We start from the raw sequence: 21729 nt of genomic DNA, 5'->3' as shown, positions 1-21729 counted from the left end.
CAGGAAAATCCTAAGGCTACACACTATTAATATAATTAATTCGAGTTCTATTTTATGATAGGATCGTTCCAAGCAAAGGAAACTGACGCATCAGGGGCGAAAAGGCGGTAAAAGATGTACTTCAGTAGGTTTCAAGACACGCCCTAGTTACGCGCTTGATTGTGAAGCTTCAAAAACACCTGATAGCTGCGTTCAGCACAGGAAGAGATCGACACCGGATCGAATCCAACCAGATCGGCGTACAGCGTGTCGTTTAGTGGAGCTGTCCAGGATTCGGGCAACTGTGCTGCCCCAAGGCGCGCACCCATGATCGAGCCAACCGTAGCTCCATTACAATCGGTGTCGAGCCCACCATAAACAGACGTGACAACCGCCTTCTCAAAATCATTGCCAGCATACACCAGCGATGCTGCTACCAGTGCAGCATTGTTATTGGTATGCACCGCATCATAATGACTGAACGTATCCCAGATCCGGCTTACCAGTTCCCGCTCACTGCGAGCCGAGAGTCCGATCTCCATGCCTTGAAGCACATCGGCGGCCAGTCGGCTTGTGTGTGGAATCTCGCTGAGTCCGATTTCCACAATGCGCTCGCTATTATTTTCCACAAACGCCGCAGCGATCATCGCTGCATTCAACATCTCACCATAAATACCATTCTTGGCATGAGAAAAAGAGGCATCTCTCCAGCCAAGTTCGGCTGCCAGTTCAGGTCGTCCGGCTACACCATATGCCAATCCGTCAGCGCGGATTGCAGCTCCGATCCACTCGCGGTATGGATTGAGATGCATACGTACACGTTCCTGGCGTAGTGTCCAATCCGCAGGTTTATCCGACTTCAGGTGCGAAGTCTCCTGGGCAAAGTTCATGTATGCTTGTGTCTCCGCTGTACATACCTGACTGTATGTGAGACGGTGATGCCACAGTTTTCCGATATCCCACGAATCCCAGTCCAGGCCTTTTTCCTCCAGCAACAGCAAGCCTAGTATCGTGTAACGAATATCATCATCGCTCTCCATAAACCGAATTTTCTCTCGGACACTTAAAGGCCCCAGTTCTGTCAAACTCAAGCCATACTCGTTCTCCGCACGGGAATGTTCAGGAGTATACCCTCGAATCGGCCAGGCATCAGCTCCCTTGAACCAAAGCTCAATATTTTCCCAGCCTGGGCGTCCATCCTTACCGTAGAGGTAATCGGGGTGTTCCAATGGCTTCCCTAGTGCACACCCAACACTTCGCCCGAGCCAAGCCCCGTAGAATTTATCTCGCCATACTTGCTCACTCCAGTCCGCTTGAAGCTCGCGAGGGCCCTCTGGACGCAAAGCACGGATGTCTTCCAAATTCGAAGGTTCTGCAAAAGGAAAATCAGCGGACACCTGGAGTTCCATCAGTTCTTGGTAGAGTTGCAACAGCTTGCTCTCATCATCAGCGGCCTCGTCCCACTTTTGCATTAACCCCTGAGTGTCACAGCCTTCCTCACCACGTTGAAGCAGTTCAAGTCGCACCGTCTCTCGCAGGTCAGTCCACCCTGCCATATTACGAATCCCCTTGTGTAGATTGCTGTACACGAGCATCCAGAATAGCAAGTGCATCATAGATGAGACGAATGAACGCATCACGGTTAACATCCAGCAGCACATTCACGTTAGGCTCACGGTCTGTCTTCGTGCGCAAGTCGCCCACGGTCATTCCGCGTGTGTATGTTCCCTGTGTTTCAATCGTCACATCCAGCATTTTGCTGTGGAACAACTCGGGCTGTAGCAGCCATGCAATGGCACACGGATCATGCAGGGCATTGCCATGGTAACCCATCTTTTTGCCGTAAATCGAGTAGAAGTCCAGTAGTTCTCCAACCATAACTGATACAGGGCCGCGTGTTTTCAAAGCTTCAATCTCTTCGTCAAAAATAGCCGCTTTATCCGTCACATCCAGTCCACTCATCGTGATCGGAATCCCTGATTCAAATACAATTTGGGCTGCTTCCGGATCAACGTAGATGTTAAACTCTGCTGTACGTGTCACATTTCCATAGGCAATGCCTCCACCCATCATGGAAATGCCAGCAATCCGTGATTTCAGTTCAGGATACGCCCGAATCAGGGTAGCAATATTGGTCAACGGTCCAATTGGCACAAGGGTGATCGGCTCATCCGAAGACAGCAACTGATGACGTATAAACTCTACAGCACCTACCTCGATGGCACGAAAACGACTTGGCGGCAGTACAGGGCCATCCATTCCCGATTCGCCATGAGCTTCCTCTCCGGTCACCAAGGCACCCAACAACGGCCCTTTCGCACCTTTCGCTACCGGGACGTTAGCCCCGACAAAACTGAGAATTTTGAGTGCATTATTCGTAATCTTCTCTAAGGTCTGGTTACCACCCACCGTTGTGATGCCCTTAATCTCCAGCTGCTCAGGGTGAGCCAGCGCCAGCAAAATGGCAATTGCATCGTCGTGTCCTGGGTCACAGTCAATAATAATAGGTTTCGTCATCGTTATCTCCTCAGTTCGTTTTTTGTGCGAGTTTACGTCTCTTCTTGCGTGTCTCAGCAATCGCATAAACAATTAGTCCGATCACAGTAGCCACATAAGGCAATGTACCGATCAGCTCAGCTGGTATCTTGAGCACTTGCAGTGCATTGGCCAGCGCCTCCGCTCCACCGAAGAGCAGTGAAGTCAAGGCTGTACCTACCGTTGTACTGCGTCCCATGGACTCCGCTGCGATGGCAATCCAGCCCCGGCCAGCAATCATATCTCTGGTGAACAGAGACAAATATCCCATCGACATGTAGGCCCCGCCCAAACTGGCGAAGAATCCACTTAGTAGCAAAGCCATATACTGAATCTTCACGACACTGACACCAACCGACTGTGCCGCATGCGGATTCTCGCCGACGGAACGAATTTGCAGACCTAGTGGCGTACGTTTTAATAAATAATAGACGGCAATAACGGCTAGAATGGAAGCATACGTCAAAATATGATGCCCTGACAGAATCGGGCCAAGCACCGGAATTTGTTGCAACAGCGGAATGTCTATACTAGGTAGCACCTTGCTCGGCAAAGACGTGGATGAACCTTTGTCTCCACTAAGCAAGTACAGTAAAAATACCGTCCCCCCTGATGCAAACATATTAATGGCAACGCCGCCCAGAATAATATGTGTCTTGAACTTCAGGGTGAAAAAAGCAAGCATTCCGGCAATTGCCGTACCCGAGAGGACAGCACCGAGCAATCCAATCCAGGCGCTAGCTGTGTAGGAACTGACCACAACTCCAGCAAGCGCAGATACTAGCATAATGCCCTCCATACCGATATTGATGATCCCCGCTCGATTGGAGATCAATGCACCTAAAGCCGCGAACAAAATCGGAGTAGTAACCCGTAATACAGAGAAGGCAAAATCCGTCGTTAAAATGACGTTCAGCAAGCTATTCATGCAGTTTGGCCTCCTTCAGCAGCATCCGATTCTTCCAGAACTTCAAGAACTGCTCCGCAGAGATCAGCAAAATAATGACTGCTTGAATAATGGAAATCATCTCGGAAGGCACATCCGACAAACGAGCCATCAGGTCCGCACCGATACGGATATAGGCGAGGAAGAGTGAGGCACCAATGACGGAAAGAGGATTGTTCTTGGCAAGCATGGCCACAAGTGCACCATCCAGTCCATATCCCGGCAATGCCGTCCATTGAAAGCGATTATACATGCCCAGCACTTCGACCGAACCACCCATACCGGCAATAAAACCTGCAATTAGGTGCACCAGAATGATGACTTTTGCTGTTTTCATACCGGAGTATCCAGCAAATTCGCGGTTGGCTCCCGTCATGCGCAGCTCATATCCCCACTTCGTGCGATACATGAAATAATGAGCAAGAACAATCAACACCAGCACAATGATCAGTCCGGTATGCAGCCGTGTGCCTGGCATTATTTTGTCCAGCTGTGCCGTCTCGGCAAATTTATAAGATACATTCGAGAACGCCTTGGCATCCCGCAGGTGATAATTCAACAGATACAAGCCAATTCCAAAAAAGATGCTATTAAACATCAGTGATGTGACCAGTTCATTGGCATTCCATTTGGCCTTTAGATAACCGGGAATAGCTGAGAGTAGTGCACCCACAATCGAACCCGCTCCAATCGCCACGATCGGGTGCATAATTCCGTTCATGCTTAGATGAATAGCCAGAATGGCAGCAACAATGCCTGAGATATAGAAGATACCTTCAGCACCCAAATTGAACATGTTCGTTTTAAATAGGAGTGACACCGACAGCCCTGTAAACATGAGCGGAATTGCCATTTCCACAACATTGCCCATGCGGCTTAAGGTGGACAGCGGCTCAAACAGGAAGATGCGGATAGTCTCTACAGGCTGGCTGCTCACCAGAGAGATAATAATAAATGCAATAGCTAAAGAAATAAGAATGACTGCTGCCGTGCGGTATACTTCAAAATATTTTAATCGGATCATGGGGAAGCCTCCTCCTCATACTGCTCCTGCTGCTCACGAATCCCAAGCATGTAGAGACCCAGCTCCTCTTCGCTGACGCTTGACGGCGAATCCAACCGGGCGGCAATCTTGCCGTCATATAACACAAGCAGTGTATCACTCATTTCCAGAATTTCATTCAGATCAGCCGATACAAGCACAATTGCAGAGCCCGCATCCCGTAGCTCCAGCAACTTCTGATGGATAAACTGTGCCGCTCCAATGTCCACCCCCCGCGTAGGTTGCTCTGCTATGAGCAGATCCGGTTCGGTTGAGCACTCACGGGCAACGACTACCTTTTGCATATTGCCTCCTGACAACATACCGATTGGCTGTGACGGGCCGGAGCAACGAACCTTGAATTCCTCCACCAGAGAACTTGCCAGCTTTTGAATGGAGGACATGCTGAGAAGTGGCCCTCTATTAAGCGATTTCGAACGATAGCGGGTAGAGATCAGATTATCTGCAATACTCGCCTCACCAGCTGACCCCTGACGCATCCGATCTTCCGGAATGTAGGAGACGCCGAGCCCACGAATCTCACGGATACCGAGTGAATGAATATCCTTTCCCTTCATTTCGACCTTGCCTCCTGCATAGCGGTTTCCCAAGCTTCCAGTCAGTGCTTCTACGAGCTGACTTTGCCCATTGCCTTCTACACCAGCAATCCCGACAATTTCTCCTGCACGAACATGAAAGCTGATATCCGACAACAGTGCCTTGCCTTCGGGATCAACTGCCCCTAAATTCTGCACAGACAGTACAGGCTCACCATAATTCTTCTGCGTCTTGTCATACTTAAGCACAACATCCCGTCCAACCATTAGCCGTGATATTTCCTGTTCTGTCACATCTGCAATGTTAAGCACACCCTCGGTACGTCCGCCACGCAAAATGGTAATTCTATCGCAGATCGCTTTCACTTCTTTCAGCTTGTGCGAGATAAACACAATCGTATGTCCTTTTTCTTTCAGCAGCTTCAACTCTCGGAACAACTCTTCTGTCTCCTGTGGAGTTAGTACGGCTGTAGGCTCATCCAGAATAAGTATTTCTGCACCACGTAGCAGAGCTTTCAAAATCTCTACCTTTTGCTTCATCCCTACGCTCAAATCCTCAACCTTGGCCCTTGGATTCACGGACAGATTGTACTTGCGCGCCGTTTCCTCCGTCATGCGGACAGCTTCTGCATAATGAATGCCCACACCACGTCTCGGCTCCATGCCGAGCACCATATTCTCAGCCACGGTGAAGGAAGGAACGAGCATGAAGTGTTGATGCACCATACCGATTCCAAGCGCAATAGCATCCTGAGGGTTGCCAAGCTTGATCTGTTTTCCTTTTAACAAAATCTCGCCTTCGCTCGGCTCTTCCATGCCAAACATCATCTTCATCAATGTAGACTTGCCCGCCCCGTTCTCCCCGGCGATGGCATGAATCTCTCCCTCCTGCAAGGAGAACTGAACATTCTTGTTAGCAACCACCCCATTGGGGTAAACCTTTGAAATATTACGCATTTCCAACAGTGCGCCGGACATGTCGGGTTGCTCCTCTCTACTAACAATGTGCACAAAAAATGTACAGCCGAAAATGCATCAATGATCATGACTACATCTCCAGCTGTACAACATACACTCGGTTATTTCACTCCGATGATCCTATCCAGTAAACGAAAGTTTATGCTTATCTTATGGCTTCACGCTATTACGGATCGCTTCGATCTCTGAGGTTTCCATGCCCATCGCATTGGATACCTTAATCTCTTTGTTTTCAAGTTTCTTCTTGATCTCTTCTACTTTCGCTTGCAGATCAGCAGGGAATACACTTGTATAGATGTCATTCTCCGCAATACCAACACCGTTCTCGACAAAGCCCATCACCTGGCGCTTTCCTGTCTCCAGCTTGCCCTCTTTCGCCTGGGTCACGGCTTCCAAAATCGATGTGTCGATCTTTTTGATCGCAGAAGTAATGATAAGGTTAGCTTTGGCAGGGTCTGTCTCTTTGAGCAACGCAGCCTGGTCCGAGTCCACGCCGATCGCATACTTGGTTTTTTCCTTGGCTGCATCAAAAATCCCCAGGCCTGTACCGCCCGCTACGTTAAAAATCACGTCAACTCCCGAGTTATATTGAATAAGGGAAAGTTCTTTTCCTTTGGCCGGATTGACGAAATCACCAGCATAAGATACAGCGACCTTAATATTTGGATCTACATACTTAGCTCCTTCAATGTAACCGACGAGAAAAGCATTGATACCGGGAATGTCCATCCCGCCCAGGAAACCGATCAGGTTGTCCTTGTTTGCATTTGGCATGTCCGACTTGGTCGTGAGCGCCGCAACCGCTCCCGCCAGAAAGGATACTTCATTAGTAGAATAGGACATATTATATACATTGGCCGGGGCATCCTCGATGTCTGTATCGTAGTTAATGAACGTTTTATCCGGATGCTGCTCCGCAGCAGCATTAAACATTTCTGTAATTTCAGAGCCACCAGAAATGACGATGTCCCAGTCCTCAGCAGAAATATCGTTAAACGTTGGCTCCCACTTTGTTTTGTCTGCACCCATTTCAATGACCTTGGTCTTAGCGCCCAGTTCGGACTTAACTAGCTCAAGACCATGATTAGCAGCGTCGAAGAAGGATTTGTCTCCCAGTGTACCTGGAATCAGCAATACCACTTTCAGTTGATTGGTCTGCTCACCGCCATTCCCCGTTCCTGCTGAACCCGTTTCACCTGTTGTACCCTTCTTACCTCCACATGCGGACAGAAGCAACAACAACGCTACCATACAAATTACCAACGCATTCTTCTTCATGTTCTTTACTCACACCCCTGTTTGTTGTTAAAATCATGGATAATCTGTCGTGCTTACAGCCCAGCTTTATAAATCATGTAAATTAAAACCTAATTCTGAATTGTAATGCGTTTTCTTTTCTGCTATAACCGAACGTAAAAACGATTACTTTCATTTAACATTCGTTTATGAGTATGATCATAACAAAATCAAGCCATTATATTTATATGATTTCGGTCGCTTTTTTGTACGATTCGGCTAATTGTCGAAATTAGGGGGAAACAATAATGGATCAAGTTCTATATGTTGTCAGAGCCGAACACGCCCGGTTCACACATATCATCCCTCATCGCCATGAATGTTATGAGTTGGTATATTATTTTAAAGGGAACGGGACATCCATGATTGGAGAGCATAACTACCATTTTCAAGCTGGAACCTATGCACTTATTCCGCCACACCAACAGCATGATGAGGATCATCGCGGGGACGCTGAGGTACTTTTTGTTGGATTTCAGACGGATCTGTCCGAAATTGCCGAGCTGCAAGGCATGCATCAGGATGACCGGGAGCATAACATCCATAACTACATGCTACAGTTGAACACGGAATATACACGGCGGGGTGAAGGTGCTCAGGATTACCTGAACGACCGTCTACACCATATGTTACTGCACTTGCTCCATCGTGGAGGTAACAGCATGTACCCTCTGTTCTCCGGAGATCGACTCCAACATGTGCTTTCATATATAAATGAACATTTCACACAACGTCTCTCCATCGAGATGTTAGCGAACATGTCCGGATATAGCTATGATCGCTTCCGGCATCTGTTCAAAGAGAAATACGGAGCCTCCCCTTCTCGATATATGCTAATTAAACGCCTGGACTACGCCAAGCACCTTCTTGCCAGCACACAGATGTCCATCTCCGATGTCTCAGCCGAGGCGGGATTCGTGAACGATGCGCAGTTCTGCAACATGTTCAAAAGAGAGACCGGCATAACCCCGCGCTCTTATCGCAAAAACTTGCAGATAAAAAGCATCTAGCACCCTCGATTCATGCTCTGTAACAGAGTGAGGGTGCCAGATGCTTTTTTGGGGTTATACCTCGCCTGTTGCTACGTTCAACTTAACGAACGAAAAACGCCCTATCTACTGGTTTGTTGATAACCGTAAACAGGACGTGAGATTGTTCTTATTTTTATGGATAGACCTTGTAAAAACCGGCACGTTATAATACTCCCCAAATCCCCTCTCGTCAAGAAATAATGTGCGAATGAGCGATATAATGAGCGAGCCCCCCTTATGCTTTCTATACAGTAATGAATTTCCGGATATGCAGGGCAATATCACTTTTTTCAATTCATCCGGTATCACGTAAAATATTGTTCAGATTGATGAGGAATTAAGAAAGGAGCTTTACATGAACAGCGTGGATAAAATCCAATTTTTTCTCTTTTATGGCGAAGAGATCGACCTGTTTGGCGGGCATGAAATGGTCAAGGTGCGGACGCTTGGCAAATTCGATGATGAAGACCGCGATAATTTTTTACTCCCTGTTAGAAAGTGATGGCGTAGGATAAACTGCACAATGTTTGCTTTACTACTAAACTTTGTAGATTAAAAAGAAAGAATATCATTTTCCCAATTATATTAAGGGCCTCCTTTACAGGATGGCCCAGCATTAAATCAAACTTTATCAACAAAAATGAATACATTGCCGAAATGTTTCATGAATCTTTTATACTCGGCGTTTTCTTTTAATACAATGATGGAGGGATAGGCATTTATTTTGCGTTGTTTCAACGAAGCGAGAAATTCCTTCTGCATCATGCAATGAAACTTTCCTTCCCTATACTGAATAAGAAGTGGTGGGGACATCGATGTATCATCACTTTCGCTTGCTACGTTCTCCACGTTATCGAATTCTTCATACTGAATAAGGCGTAATGGAAACTGCACCACTCCAAAGTATAAACCATCTTCCTTTATGAGTCCCTGCACATCGGGAGAGGCCTGGCAAGTGAGCAACAAATAGCATTGTATCCATTCTTCAAGCATGCCGGTATTGGCATAGCTTACAGCCGATTCTAGTATCGGAGAATACGTTAATTGTGCATCGGTATGCTTCGAGTAGATGATTTTCTTAATGGAGTCCAGAGATAAATAATATTCATCCGCAAGTTCTGATACAGTGAGCCCATGAGCGTACTTATTTCGGATCATTCGATTGCGCTTTCTGAGTTGAGTTCGGTAACCCGACGTTTCGCCCCAACCCTTTTTTTCCTCCCCGGAAGGAATATACAATAGTTTGCCTGCCGCATACTTCTGAACTTCTTTCATCAGTTCCTCGGGAAGAACATCGCTAGCATTGATATATTTCATAATATCACCATCTATAACGCGTAAATTCGATCTTTTAGTTCACTGATAGACTTCATAATGGACCAGCAGGACTCCGTATCATCAATAGATGCGTGCCAGCGCAAGACGTCAATGCCTTTATAATAAGCCATACATAGAAATCTTTCCTGAAAATCGGGTATGACAATCTCCCTTTTTTTGCAGTAATCAAATAATAATTCTGGAATACGCAAGTATGGCTTATTTAAATCCATAATTACAAAATCGAGAAGAAAATCGCCGATGCCGGATCTGCTCCAGTCAGGGAATCCAACCGTCGTTTTGCCATCCGTGATCATATTAACGAAGAATGTATTGTTATAGACCAAATAGCGTTTCCCCTCACAATACGGGATTCTATCCTTCATTTCCTGCAAATATGTTTCAAAAAATTCACGATCAAGTATCGTTGTCTCGAACATCTCCTGCCAATTGTACCAATAGCCCTCTTGAGGTTCTGCGAATGTTTCGATCAGAAATTCTTTACAGCTTCCGTATTCTGTTTTGCATTCCTCATCAAATTCACCGTAGCCCTCGATTCCCTGGATATCAGATACATGAATTTCCATGATCTTGTCAAAAAATAGCTCGTGGCACTCCGCAAACTCTTCCAGGTTTAATTGATCAGCGATACGTCCATTCGGCGTCATATTTACGTTTTCAGATAGCATCGAACGAATCATGTGGTCTTTACTCATCTCTTCTTCTCCCTTTCCAATTTTGGATTGATCAGGTGCGCATCTGACATAGGAAAAGGATACCACTCGAATGGTGCGGGATATAGGTAATGAATATCTTAAGTGAACTTTACATAGCTCTATAAAAATTCCCCTATACTTGGATCAGGGTTTACCATGCTGTGTTCAAACATACGTTTAAGGCCATCCTCTGATGGATGGCCTTCAATACAAGTAACCGCACTACTATTCTATTATCTTGGAATAACAGGTATCCAAATCTCGCTCTTAAAGTTGGGAGATGACACATCTTTACCTTCATTCCATAAGATTTCCGGTCCTTCCGCCACTTCATAGCTGGCAGAAGGAAACCATTCGGAATAGATTCGACCCCATACCTGTTGTAACGTTTCCGGGAAAGGTCCAACCGCTTCGAAGACGGCCCACGTCATTGCGGGAACCTCTAACTTTGCAAATCTCTCAGGAAACTCCTTGGATGATGTAGCAGCACCTATATAATGGTCCAGCTCTCCTCTTTCCTCCATTCGCCCTTCAGAAAAATGCACCGAAGCTGAAATTAATCCCTGTGGCTCAACATTGGAAAGTTGTTTCAATTCACCAATATCCTCACTGGTTAAGCTTTGCCACATTGATGCAATTTCCGGGTTCACCCCGTCAAATTGAATGGGTACCCTTTTCATGATGCCTACAATATGAAACGATTCCTTCTCAACGATACGATAGTTCATTGCATTTCCTCCCTGAACGGTTAATTGGAAGGTCATTTGCGGATAAGCCACTAGAGAGGGAGCATCGGATTTGACTGAAGAGGGTGTTATCCCGTGTAAAGCTTGGAAGGCTCTGGAGAAGGCATCTGCTGATCGATAACCATATTTCACAGCCACATCCACAATTCTTAAATCACCAGCCTGAAGTTCGAATGCCGCGAGTGTCAGACGTCTCCTCCGAATGTACTCCGACAACGGAATGCCTGCAAGAAAGGAAAACATTCTTGAAAAATGATACTCTGAACAATGAGCCCTTTTTGCCGCTTCCTTCAGATCGATGTCTTCCTCAAGATGCTCTTCAATATACTGTAAGGCTCTATTCAGATTGGCCAGTGAATCCATTCAAATGACCTCCTTTCAGGTATAGAATATCAAGAGTGGAATGTTCACATCCGACATTTCATGCACAGATTTGTGGGACAGTTAACTTGAACGAACCATTTGATTATTTATAGTCATTCATCGGCCCTTTATCCATGATCACTTCTACCATTTTGGAAGATCCCATCTTGAGCTTGGGCCTATTCTCTGAATTAGGCTTACTATAAAGCTCCAATGGACTTATGATTACACCGTCTGGTGTGTTATACAGTATTCCTGGTACACAGGTATATATCTTATCATTGTTATTAGCATTCTTAGCCGAGATCGTAACAGAGGTTCCCTCATGATTATCTATACTCATCGAGACCTTGTATCTGTAGAAAGAACCTGTCCCATTGGACTGAGCTGAATAAACGACAGGAACAACGGCAAGAATATCATCTCTTAATCTTAATTTGATAACCTCTGTCTTAATGGCTTGGTTGCTTCTTCCCACATCGCCCATATGTTCCACGGCCCCGTTACCAAAGCTTTGAAGAGGAGGTACGCCCTTTGCACCGAACATAGCTACATCAATCTGCTTCCCATCCTTATTGTAGACCAAAGCGTAGATATCATAATCCGTTCCAGTCTCCCATGATACTGTAGCTGTAATTTCTGGTGTTTTATCAATGAGTACTGACTTTTGCCCTTTTTCGAGGTTAATCTTACCCGTCACCTTTTGAAGGTTTAATGATGACTTGGATGGTTGCGTATTTTTATGATCAGCAGCAGCAACACTTGTTGAATCAGGGGTTTTTGATGATTGATCGGAAGTATTCTGAGGTTCGGCAGGCTTGCTCGGCTCGTCCGCTTCAACCTCAACACCATAGTTTTTACATAATCCTTCAAGCCCGGAATTAAATCCGCGCCAGATTGATTTTGCCTTGGTTTGCCCATTCCTTAGATATAATTCCAGAACTACGATTCCATTTTCGTTTGTGAAAACAGAGGGTGATAACTGAATAATTGTACTGTCAGTACATATTTCGGCTGTCAGATTTTTCACATTCGAAAATCCAGTGTTCTGATCCTCTGTCAGTGTTATCGCTATTTTGGTTATCCCTTCAGGTACTTTATCCATATCAAAATTAATTCTATGTACTTTTGTATTGCCCACTTGCTCGGATGGTAAAAGAGTGGCTACACCTGTGGAACTTGTTGGTTGATTGTAAAAAATGATCCCGCTATCGCCTTGTACCTTGTCAGAATCCGTTAAAAGGAAGGCCGTTAATGAAACATCGATAGAATTCGAAATCTCGTGGCTAATCTTGATACTCCCTTTTGCTGAACTTAAAGTTGTATTTGCCCCCATCTGAAGAAACTGACTCACTCCAAATCACTCCCTATCCATAGATGTCTCGTACTCAAGCTGATCTTTTCATTCGCTAAGCGCAGAATATGTACTGACTCACTTATATTACCACAAGAAGGAAATACTTAGGAGCTGAATTGCCGCCAGTAGTTATCAGTTGCTTTTCCCCTCTAAAAACAGGAAAAAAACGCCCTGTATACTGGTTTATTGAAACCGTAGCAAGACGTGAGCTGATTTTTATGCGTATATTTACGGGTCAATGTCTCTTATTAAATCTTTGGATCGCTTCTTTGCTTATCGGTTCAAAAAAGTTTACCAAGTTGCCCTCCGGATCACGGAATAGCATCGAGCGGTTTCCCCACGGCATTGTGGTTGGTTGTTGCACCCAATCATGAATGAATGTTCTCAGGCGCTCATATTCCGCTTCGATATCAGCAACATGAAACTCCAAAATGACCGGATGATTCATGGCCCTGGATGCATTTGCAGCGTCGACTCCAAATAATGCTGTGGTCTGGGTGTGCCCGATAGCAAGCGTACATGATGGTAAAACAAACTCTGCAAATACAGGTGCAGAGCGCTCCGCCGATACCCTAAGGACGTGCTCATAGAACGCCACCAGGCTATCTACATCTTCAGTAATCATGCGTACAGAAGCAAAATTCACAATAGATCATCCTTCCTCGTCTTCTTCATTATTTCTCCCTAAATCTTGTTCCTTGCCTCTCTTCTTTGCTGTACTGATCTGATTATAAAAAAACGCCACTGACAACGTTATGTCAGTAGCGTTTATAGGCATTCTCAAGACTTACATATCTCGAAGCAACGAGGTATCCAATTCCCCTCTCCCCAAATAACCGCTGCAGAGGACAGGACGACCGAGGACTTCATGACTTGCGATTTTCGTCTATTGCGCTTAAGAAATTCGTCTATTTCACTTAAGAAAACTGACAGAAACCTGCTACGGGATGCTGTATTTCTGTACCTATTTTAGCGAAAATGTATAGCGAACCGAAACCAAATGGATAATCGCCATCCTCTCGAATCAATGTATCGGGATAACCATCTTCATCAACTTGGAAGAAGAACGACAGTGACTCTTTCTTGAGTTTTGCGAAATAATAGTCTTCATCCTGAATCAGTCTCGGATTACCGCCCGCCTTAATCAAAAAGGGCTGCTCCATTGAGTCTTCGTCCTTGCTTCGTTCTCCGAATAAGATAGAGTGTTTTATCAGATCCTTGTGAGTAAAGGATTCCTGGGTGCTTTCCGTCGAAACAGGATGTTCAATCACCTTGACTGAGCAATCAGGATAGATGTTATTTTCCAGATAGGTTTCACGATTTTCAGGGATAAAGATCGAAATCATGCTATCGGGTTTGAAGGGGTGGTTAAGGCTCAGATAAAAAGCATATTTTTGGTTACCTTCATGGATGAGCTCTGATTGGTCGTCAAAAAAATCGGGTGCATTGCCGCCGATCCAGCCTGCTCTATGTTCATTGGTTAAGAACGGTTTGGCATAATAAAGAATAGATTCTACTCTAGTAGTCAAAATATTCGCATGATTCTCTATCGTCACATTACAACTCCCTCTCCAGAATCTGATATTCACTTGTTTATTCGTAAATAGCCCTCATCACCATTATAAAGAAGACTTTTCTTTTCTCTAATCCACCTACGTTTAAACTCATTCCTGGAACTTTATTAAGAGCTAGGGGATAAAACAAAAAAATCGCGTGCTCTAAAAGAGAGCACGCGAGATGAAACCCAAAAATTTCGTGTTTTGTCATCGACCTTAACGCTTTCTAGCAACTACCGCTAGCCGGCCATTCTCAGTCGAATATTCACATGTGGACAGTACAACAAGCTTATCACCATACTGAGCGTTTACACCTGTGTCGTAAAGAGCGAGTTTTTTGATATTTTGAACATATGAATCAAACTCGGTGGATGTCTGTACATCCCCAATTTGATAGTATTTAAACACGTCATCTGATTTACGATACACTTTGGATAGAATCACAGCAACAATCTCGTACTCTTCCTTTTCGTAAAGCGTGCTAAACTCGAATGTAACGTGCTCTTTATAAAAGCTTTCACTTTTGTATTTCATTAGATCTTTAAACATCCAGCCACTTTTCATATGATGTCCATGAATCAGCAAAATATCTGAACCCCTGATCTGGCTATGCCTGTCCAAAAAAGGAAGGCCACCTTGGGTTTCCCTCTTATCGAAATCATGATTGAGATAATACTCCACATCCTGTGGATTTTGCATAACCGGGTACTCAATTCGAGTGCCGCCAATCTTTAGCCAGCCCACAATGTCCGAGTTCCGTTCGTAAAGGGCTCGAAATTCAGGGAGCATAACTGGATTTTTCTTCTTATTGAACAAAAAAGAGGGGATTGCATCCCCTCCGTTTTTATTCGACCCTTTCTCCCACATGTTCGCCAACTCATCTATTTTCTGTTGCTCAGCATAATCTCGCAGCAGCGTTCTCGAAACACCGATGAGGGAAAATACCAACACAAAGGAGGAAATGGCGATAAGAATTTTTTTGGTTTTGTTCATGTTCTTACCGCCTTTCCGGTCATTAAATGTGCTTTTTCTTCTTGTTACCGAGCAGACAGAAAGCGATCGTGATCAAGGACATCAGTGCCAAAATCATATAGAACATTGGCGATATACTGTTGTCTCCTGTTTTCGGAGCATCGTCCAACTCGTTGCTAACGTCATCCGTAACATGGTCACCTTTGCTCGCTCCACTGTTGCCATTATTGGTTCCGGTGTTGCCAGTGTTTGTTCCTGGAGTACCGTTATTGGTTCCACTGTTGCCGGTGTTCGTTCCCGGAGTACCGTTATTGGTTCCGCTGTTGCCAGTGTCAGTTCCTGGGATACTGTTATCGGTTCCTGGAACACCATTATCTGTTCCACTGTTCCCATTGTTCGTTCCTGGAGTACCGTTGTTGGTTCCTGGAATACCATTATCGGTCCCACCGTTCCCATTGTTCGTTCCTGGAGTACCGTTGTTGATTCCTGGGATACCAGGGTCGGTTCCACTGTTGCCGGTGTTCGTTCCTGGAGTACCGTTATTGGTTCCACTGTTGCCATTGTTGCCTCCGCTGTTGCCGCCGGAGCCACCACCTGAACGGATCGGCTTCATTGGCACGTCGTATTTGACAATGTCAAAATCTACAGAAATCGTACCGCTAGTGTGCGTTTCGTATCCATCCTTCGTTACGACCAGATAGTAATCTGCTTCAGGAAATACCATGTACGCATAGAATCCATTGACATCGCTATCCTGCTCTGGACTCTTGTTGTCGTGCGGCGGGAAATTCGGAACCGCTGGTAGGGTTACTTTTGTACCCGGAATGCGGCCTTTATCTCTATTCCGCTGTGTATCCGCATAATACAGTGTAACTATGGCTCCCTCAATTTTCTTGCCCGTGCTCGCAGTTCCTGTAGTTTCATCATAGACCGTACCGTAAGGGTCAACTAATTCCTCAGAAATATTCAGCTCTCCGTTAGCTTTCACGTCGAGTTGCGTCACTTTGAGGAGTAACTCCTCACCAGTCTCCACTTGATAACGAACTTCCATGGTATACTTCTGTTCGCTTAACCCTTCCACGGAGAAAGTTCCGTTCGAAGCCATTGGAAAAGCCTTAGGGTGACCATTTTCCGTAATATAATTACCGTCTCTGTCTTTCAGGTAGATATACATATGGCTGGTATGCAAGCTGTTAAATAGCTCTGTTGTTCCGTCCATTTGTTTGAGCATAATGATACCTACAGCCGTGATATCCGCTGGAATAGTCTCGTCTGTAACACTGCTGTTTACATTTGCTTTTTGCGTAAACTTAACAGGTACATCTCTCCCGCCTACTCGGTACAACTTCGTATATGTGATCGTGTAGTCCGTATCGGCTACGGCTGGGACCGCATATTCACCCTTCTCATTTGTCTCAATCTGAAGCTCTTCGCCTGTCTTCAGATCGGTCACTGTGATGGATGCATTCGGAATGACTTCTCCTGTATTGTTGTCACGCAGTACACCTTCCAGATAAGGGCGAGTATTCTTAAATTTAGCCTCCGCCGCTTTTTTCTCCGGAATCACACCCGTGCGAACAAAACGTTCAGGGTCTGTCACATAACCATCTTTCGTATAATCATCCTGCGTTACCGTATACTCGAGAGATGACGGCAGTCCTTGCACAATAAGTGTCTGGCCATCGGTAAGCTCGAAGCTATCGCCGTTCTTGATCATGCCCTTGCTGCCATCTGACTTCTCGTAGGCGTAGGACTCATCTGATCCCTCACCTGTGAAGGTGACTGTGTACTTAAACGGCTTGCTCTTATCTTCGTCTTTGCCTTTCACTGTGTTGCTGATGAGTAGTCCGCCCTTCAAGACGCGCACGTTCGTGAATGGAGCTTCTTCATCCATGCCTTTCATCACTTCGGAATAATACCGTTCCTCAGGAGTAGTCATGTATTCATCGGTTGTGTAATCTTTTTGGCTAACTGTGTATTTCAGATGTTTAGGCAGGCCTGAAATATCCAGTGTCTCTCCGTCCTTGAGGCGGAAAGTGTCGCCTGACTTGATCGTGCCTGTACTATTATCCGACTTCATGTAGGAGTATCTTTCATCTTTGCCTGTATCCTCAAAGTGGATGGTATACTCGAATTCCTTCGTCTTATCGCCACCGTTGCCCATGACCGTATTACTGATGGTCAGCTTGTTGACGATTCGTTCGTTGATGAAGTCCGCTTTATGATCACCTTTGTTCACAATGGAGCCGGACAGTTCTCTCGTATCAGGTGTAGTTGTATAGCCATCAGCGGTCGTATAATCGTCCTCGGTCACGGTATAGACCAGATTCGCAGGCAAAGCAGGAAGCAATACGGATTCCCCGTGCTTGAGGACGATCTTGTCTCCATTTTTGAGCGTTCCAGACGTATTATCCGATTTCTTATAGATATAGTCTCCGTCCTTACCTTCACCAGCGAAGGTCACGGTGTATACAAATCCTTTGTTCGGATCACTACCGTTGCCTTCTACCTTGTTGGTAATGGTCAGCTTGCCTTGGGCAGGTGTAGGCACAATCAGCGGTTGATCCGAGGTTACTTTTACTCCGTCTACCCAGAGTGGTTTCCCTGGTGTATTTCCTACATATACTTGATAAACCCTTGTCGTTGGCAACCAGGTATTTGTGTCAATATACGTTTCCTTCAGCTCATAGTAGCCTGGGTCAGGGAATAGCAGATTAAGTTTCCCTAAACTATCGGTTTTCCCTTTGGTAACTGTAGCTCCGTTGTCTTTTTTATAGAGTGTAAATTCTACGTCCTTAAGCGGATTTCCATTGGGATCTACTTTTCTCAGAGGCAGTAAAGCATTCGAGCTTGAACTACCTGCTACGTCTGAACTGTCCAGTGTACTTTCACTTCTGGCACTGACAGCACTCAGACTGTCATCGCCCTTCAGTTTCACCTCGTTGCCCATTTTATCTCCGGCTTTCGCTTTCGAAGGATCAACTTCAGTTTGGTATACAAACTGGTAAAACTTATTCGGGTTGTTCATTTTGAATTTGAGAACGGTAGTCCCTTCTGCACCTGGTGCAACCTCTACTTGAACTTCGCTATTAGGGTCGCTCAGGTCGAGAGATTCACCTCGTTCCAGAGTACCACTAGCTGTTAGCTTAGCAGGATAGACTGCCATACTAGGTGATGTCAACACAAGCTTTCCGTTAACTTCATAACGTAGGTTCATGCCTGCACCCAGGGTATCCTCCAGATAAACGCCCTGCTTCATGTTAAACGGCGGAGTATAGTTTACTGTCCATTCCAACACACCTGGAACAGGTTTAGTTACCGACTTGCCCAAAGTCTGGATCGGTACGATAATCTTACGCTGTTCAGAGACAATCTTTTCTACTCCACCCCAAGACATATGGAGGTCAGCTTTGTTATATAACACCTGCTTGTCCGTGCCACTCGTCGTGTATTCGTTCAAATATTCCTCTAAAGCTTCGTTAGAAGGTCTTGCCTTCACCAAGATAACATAAGGACTTTCCAATTTAGAAAAAGTGAACGTTCCTACGTTGCCATTATGGGTGAAGGAGCTTACGACATGAGCATCAGTGCCTGGTTCAATAATCGTTTTGGCATCGTTTCTCGTACCGTATTCTGTACCTGCACCGTTGTCGGAAAATCCTTTCCAAAGCTCATAATCTTTACCCTCAGAAAAAGGAACAAACTCCCAGCCTTCAGGCAATGTATCCACTAACTTCATATTGCTAATGACTCGATTACCGCCATCTTTAGCCATTTCCTCTGTGTTATATCCAGGCATGTTTACTCCTAGACGGAAGGTGACTGTCTTGGTTGTCCGGTCATAAGCAGAAATCGTCCATGCATCATTACTATCGTTTCTAATGTAACTGTTAACGTTATTTGGGCTAACATTTTCAAGTGTGCCATCTACTTTCAATGGTCTCGAAGCAAAGAGCATATCCTTGTTCAGCATTCGAAGGTGAAGATTGGCGCTGTTTTGCGCTTGTCTTACGCTTTCGCCATCAATGAGCAAAGCACGATTCGAACTTGTTTTCCCTACGTTGATGTCCTGTCTAAAAAGGATGTCCGGGTTGGTCTCCAGTGCACGGAAGCTGAAAGATGCGGAATTTTCCGTATATCCAGTCACCTTAATCAAGTCCGCCACCACTTTACCATCCACCGTTAAAGGGATCGCCTTCATCGTCAGATTGTCTGCACTCGTCTTCAGCGTTCCTGCCTTATACTGCTTCCAAAGCTGCGCGGAAGTTACATTTGCTTTGATCTTCGCAATGGTTTCTACACTCACTTCACCACTTACATCTACGGCATTGTCCAAGACGTCCAAATTACCGCCATGTACCAAGACATCATATACTGCCGCATTCGGCAGAGCATATTGTGGAGCAAGGTTAACCGTCCACGTGATGCTACCTTGGTTATAATCCTCTATAGATACAGCGCCTGACTTTGTGAAATTATGCGCGCCGATGTTAACGATGGCCTCATCCGTTACAGCTGTGGGCCTCGTACCCGCCTTCACATCGTTGTTCTGTATATCAGCCGGTGTATCCAGATTCCAGTTGGCACGAGGATCGATTCTGAAACTGGAACCACTTATTACTTTGCTTTTAATAAATAAATCCACTTTACCGTTAATATTTCCAAAAGAATACACGCCGTTTGCATCTGGTGTAATGGGTGTTAATCCAGATTCGGTGCCATCCTCTTGCCATTCAGCCGATAAAAAGTTCAGCCCGGCGGGTAAACCATTGGTAATCGTAAAGTCCTTTAACCCTCTTTTGTTATATTGGTTAACCGTGACTTTCCAGGTAATGGTCTCACTCGCATGATCGTATGAGGCACTGGATTGAATCCAGTCGGGAGCAAAGGTCATCTCCAGCCCAGCCTGTACAAGCATGCTATTGTCTTGTCTCAGTTCCACTTTACCATTCATATCCCGGTGGCTACGCCCCAGATTGCTTGGTGGGTTCCGATACTCGAAATAATACGATTCCTTAGGAATCCAGGTTTTATATTCCACTTTTGGCTCTGGACCTGTTCCTGATGGGAAAATGTAAGTCAGCGATCCGTCTGCTCCAACGACTGGGGATACGTTCTGATCGTTAACTTTGAAGGAACCCTCCACATAAATACCGCGTGAATTTCCAGATCCCGTATTATATGCTGAGGGATTGGTATAAAATGTCTTCCCGTCTAATGGCAATTTGATCGTTTTATCAAACTGGTCGGACGCGGATGCGGTTGACTGCCAAGTAATCGCGCCTTCAACAAATTGAGCCGGTTGAATTCCACGATAACTATACTGATCCCACCTGATCATTCCAGGCGAGGTTAACGTGATACCATACTCTGCTGTAACATTTGGATTCTCTAGCTGATATGTACTACCAAAGATGTTAACAGGCTTTTTATCACCGTAATTCAATCCTGTTACATCTGCATCAGCTGTCGTTTCGAAACTGAAAGTAATACCTCGTCCTACACCATTGAAAAAGTTATCATCACCGTCGAAGACAACTCGAATGCTATTTGGAGTAAAGTAGGTCGTACCCAGCTGTTTGGTGCCTGAGTCAGTCTGTGCATACAGGGGTCTCGTCGCTGTCGGAAGCACGACTTCCTTGAAGTAATCCTCTCTTTTCAGCTCAATCCAGTCACCCTTTTGAATGTATTTCTCAGGATCTGCATTCGTTGGATTGGAATCATCCCCATTGACAGGTACCTTGAGCCCTTCCGATTTGAGCGTAAATGGTTTTCGTCCCTGAATAATACCGTTCAGATCAATAACCACATTCCCTTGCTTCAACTCCAGTGGGAAGGATACATTAGATTCCATAAATACTGCTGTTTTGTCCATTGGGACAGCTGCTGCCATCATTATGGAATTGTCTGGTACATCGTACACTGCCTCAGATACCGAAGACGGTTTGTCCATACTCTGCGAGTCAGATCCGCTAACTGCTTCCATTCCAGTATCGTTAGGTACACTCTCTGCATATGCAGCAGTGGAGAACATCACTGTCTGCAAAACAAGCATAATTGCCAGAAATAAGGACAATAACGGTTTACCTACATTGCGTCTTTGCTTCAATACGAGAATCTCCTCCATTTCATAAATTTTGGGCGGAACCCGGAAACTTTTTCTCTCCCCTTACCCGCTCTTCTCCTTACAACAGGAAATTGATGAAAAATCCCATCAAATATATATGGCATACCTGACCATTATAAATTAGGGGTCTAACCAAATTCTGACCATAGGTATATTTGCCCTTTGGACATGATTCGTACTGAATTGTGTCCATTAGATATGTGGTGCATTT

15 protein-coding genes and 1 pseudogene are annotated in these 21729 nt (G+C 45.3%); 2 read left to right on the top strand and 14 right to left on the bottom strand.

Annotated features, from left to right (window positions below; all coding sequences use genetic code 11):
- Positions 1-143 precede the first annotated feature (143 nt).
- The 6 genes from EC604_RS08905 to EC604_RS08880 form a co-directional block, all read right to left on the bottom strand.
- Positions 144-1535, bottom strand: a complete 1392-nt coding sequence (locus tag EC604_RS08905; RefSeq protein ID WP_123063840.1) for an ADP-ribosylglycohydrolase family protein — start codon at positions 1533-1535, stop codon at positions 144-146.
- A 1-nt stretch (position 1536) separates the two neighbouring features.
- A complete protein-coding gene (locus EC604_RS08900) occupies positions 1537-2496 on the bottom strand; it encodes a nucleoside hydrolase (RefSeq protein WP_123063839.1) in 960 nt (319 codons plus the stop codon).
- A 10-nt stretch (positions 2497-2506) separates the two neighbouring features.
- Positions 2507-3442: an ABC transporter permease gene (locus EC604_RS08895; RefSeq protein WP_123063838.1), complete on the bottom strand. Its 936-nt coding sequence runs from the start codon at positions 3440-3442 to the stop codon at positions 2507-2509.
- Positions 3435-4484: an ABC transporter permease gene (locus tag EC604_RS08890; protein WP_123063837.1), complete on the bottom strand. Its 1050-nt coding sequence runs from the start codon at positions 4482-4484 to the stop codon at positions 3435-3437. Before EC604_RS08890 ends, EC604_RS08895 begins: the two co-directional genes overlap by 8 nt.
- Positions 4481-6037, bottom strand: a complete 1557-nt coding sequence (locus EC604_RS08885; RefSeq protein ID WP_123063836.1) for an ABC transporter ATP-binding protein — start codon at positions 6035-6037, stop codon at positions 4481-4483. Before EC604_RS08885 ends, EC604_RS08890 begins: the two co-directional genes overlap by 4 nt.
- Before the next feature lie 150 nt (positions 6038-6187).
- Positions 6188-7315, bottom strand: coding sequence for a BMP family ABC transporter substrate-binding protein (locus EC604_RS08880; RefSeq protein ID WP_123063835.1), 1128 nt, complete (start codon positions 7313-7315; stop codon positions 6188-6190).
- Positions 7316-7581: 266 nt separating this feature from the next.
- On the opposite strand from EC604_RS08880, the gene EC604_RS08875 reads away from it, so the two are divergent.
- Together EC604_RS08875 and EC604_RS30125 are read left to right on the top strand one after the other, a co-directional pair.
- Positions 7582-8343 carry an AraC family transcriptional regulator gene (locus EC604_RS08875; RefSeq protein ID WP_123063834.1) on the top strand — a complete coding sequence of 254 codons (762 nt, stop codon included), beginning with the start codon at positions 7582-7584 and terminating at the stop codon, positions 8341-8343.
- Positions 8344-8719: 376 nt separating this feature from the next.
- Positions 8720-8866, top strand: a complete 147-nt coding sequence (locus tag EC604_RS30125) for a hypothetical protein (protein ID WP_192895090.1) — start codon at positions 8720-8722, stop codon at positions 8864-8866.
- A 557-nt stretch (positions 8867-9423) separates the two neighbouring features.
- Here EC604_RS30125 and EC604_RS30970 read toward each other — a convergent pair.
- From EC604_RS30970 to EC604_RS08835, 8 genes and pseudogenes are all read right to left on the bottom strand, one after another.
- Positions 9424-9681: pseudogene (locus EC604_RS30970) on the bottom strand (CD3324 family protein); the annotation flags it as partial.
- A gap of 11 nt (positions 9682-9692) precedes the next feature.
- Positions 9693-10397, bottom strand: a complete 705-nt coding sequence (locus EC604_RS08865) for a hypothetical protein (protein WP_123063833.1) — start codon at positions 10395-10397, stop codon at positions 9693-9695.
- Between the two features lie 233 nt (positions 10398-10630).
- The gene (locus tag EC604_RS08860; protein ID WP_123063832.1) at positions 10631-11506 is read right to left on the bottom strand and encodes an AraC family transcriptional regulator; all 876 of its coding nucleotides are present in this window, start codon (positions 11504-11506) and stop codon (positions 10631-10633) included.
- A 103-nt stretch (positions 11507-11609) separates the two neighbouring features.
- Positions 11610-12860 (bottom strand): TerD family protein, encoded by a 1251-nt coding sequence (locus EC604_RS08855; protein ID WP_123063831.1) that lies wholly within the window; start codon positions 12858-12860, stop codon positions 11610-11612.
- Positions 12861-13098: 238 nt separating this feature from the next.
- Entirely contained in the window at positions 13099-13509 is a 411-nt protein-coding gene (locus tag EC604_RS08850) for a VOC family protein (RefSeq protein WP_123063830.1), read from the bottom strand.
- 271 nt (positions 13510-13780) lie between these two features.
- On the bottom strand, positions 13781-14413 hold the full coding sequence (locus tag EC604_RS08845; RefSeq protein ID WP_429350245.1) for a hypothetical protein: 633 nt from the start codon (positions 14411-14413) through the stop codon (positions 13781-13783).
- Between the two features lie 222 nt (positions 14414-14635).
- Positions 14636-15412, bottom strand: coding sequence for a class B sortase (locus EC604_RS08840; protein WP_123063828.1), 777 nt, complete (start codon positions 15410-15412; stop codon positions 14636-14638).
- A gap of 22 nt (positions 15413-15434) precedes the next feature.
- A complete protein-coding gene (locus tag EC604_RS08835; protein ID WP_123063827.1) occupies positions 15435-21500 on the bottom strand; it encodes a DUF7601 domain-containing protein in 6066 nt (2021 codons plus the stop codon).
- Between the last annotated feature and the right edge of the window lie 229 nt (positions 21501-21729).

The sequence above is a fragment of the Paenibacillus amylolyticus genome (assembly GCF_003719335.1).
GTDB lineage: Bacteria > Bacillota > Bacilli > Paenibacillales > Paenibacillaceae > Paenibacillus > Paenibacillus amylolyticus_D.
Note: the sequence above shows the minus strand (reverse complement) of the source record. Positions and strands in the feature narration are given on the sequence as shown.

Excerpts from the sequence above, each read along its gene's own strand:
- EC604_RS08905 (WP_123063840.1), bottom strand. The coding sequence starts at position 1,535 with ATGGCAGGGTGGACTGACCTGCGAGAGACGGTGCGACTTGAACTGCTT.
- EC604_RS08900 (WP_123063839.1), bottom strand. The coding sequence starts at position 2,496 with ATGACGAAACCTATTATTATTGACTGTGACCCAGGACACGACGATGCA.
- EC604_RS08895 (WP_123063838.1), bottom strand. The coding sequence starts at position 3,442 with ATGAATAGCTTGCTGAACGTCATTTTAACGACGGATTTTGCCTTCTCT.
- EC604_RS08890 (WP_123063837.1), bottom strand. The coding sequence starts at position 4,484 with ATGATCCGATTAAAATATTTTGAAGTATACCGCACGGCAGCAGTCATT.
- EC604_RS08885 (WP_123063836.1), bottom strand. The coding sequence starts at position 6,037 with ATGTCCGGCGCACTGTTGGAAATGCGTAATATTTCAAAGGTTTACCCC.
- EC604_RS08880 (WP_123063835.1), bottom strand. The coding sequence starts at position 7,315 with ATGAAGAAGAATGCGTTGGTAATTTGTATGGTAGCGTTGTTGTTGCTT.
- EC604_RS08875 (WP_123063834.1), top strand. The coding sequence starts at position 7,582 with ATGGATCAAGTTCTATATGTTGTCAGAGCCGAACACGCCCGGTTCACA.
- EC604_RS30125 (WP_192895090.1), top strand. The coding sequence starts at position 8,720 with ATGAACAGCGTGGATAAAATCCAATTTTTTCTCTTTTATGGCGAAGAG.
- EC604_RS08865 (WP_123063833.1), bottom strand. The coding sequence starts at position 10,397 with ATGAGTAAAGACCACATGATTCGTTCGATGCTATCTGAAAACGTAAAT.
- EC604_RS08860 (WP_123063832.1), bottom strand. The coding sequence starts at position 11,506 with ATGGATTCACTGGCCAATCTGAATAGAGCCTTACAGTATATTGAAGAG.
- EC604_RS08840 (WP_123063828.1), bottom strand. The coding sequence starts at position 15,412 with ATGAACAAAACCAAAAAAATTCTTATCGCCATTTCCTCCTTTGTGTTG.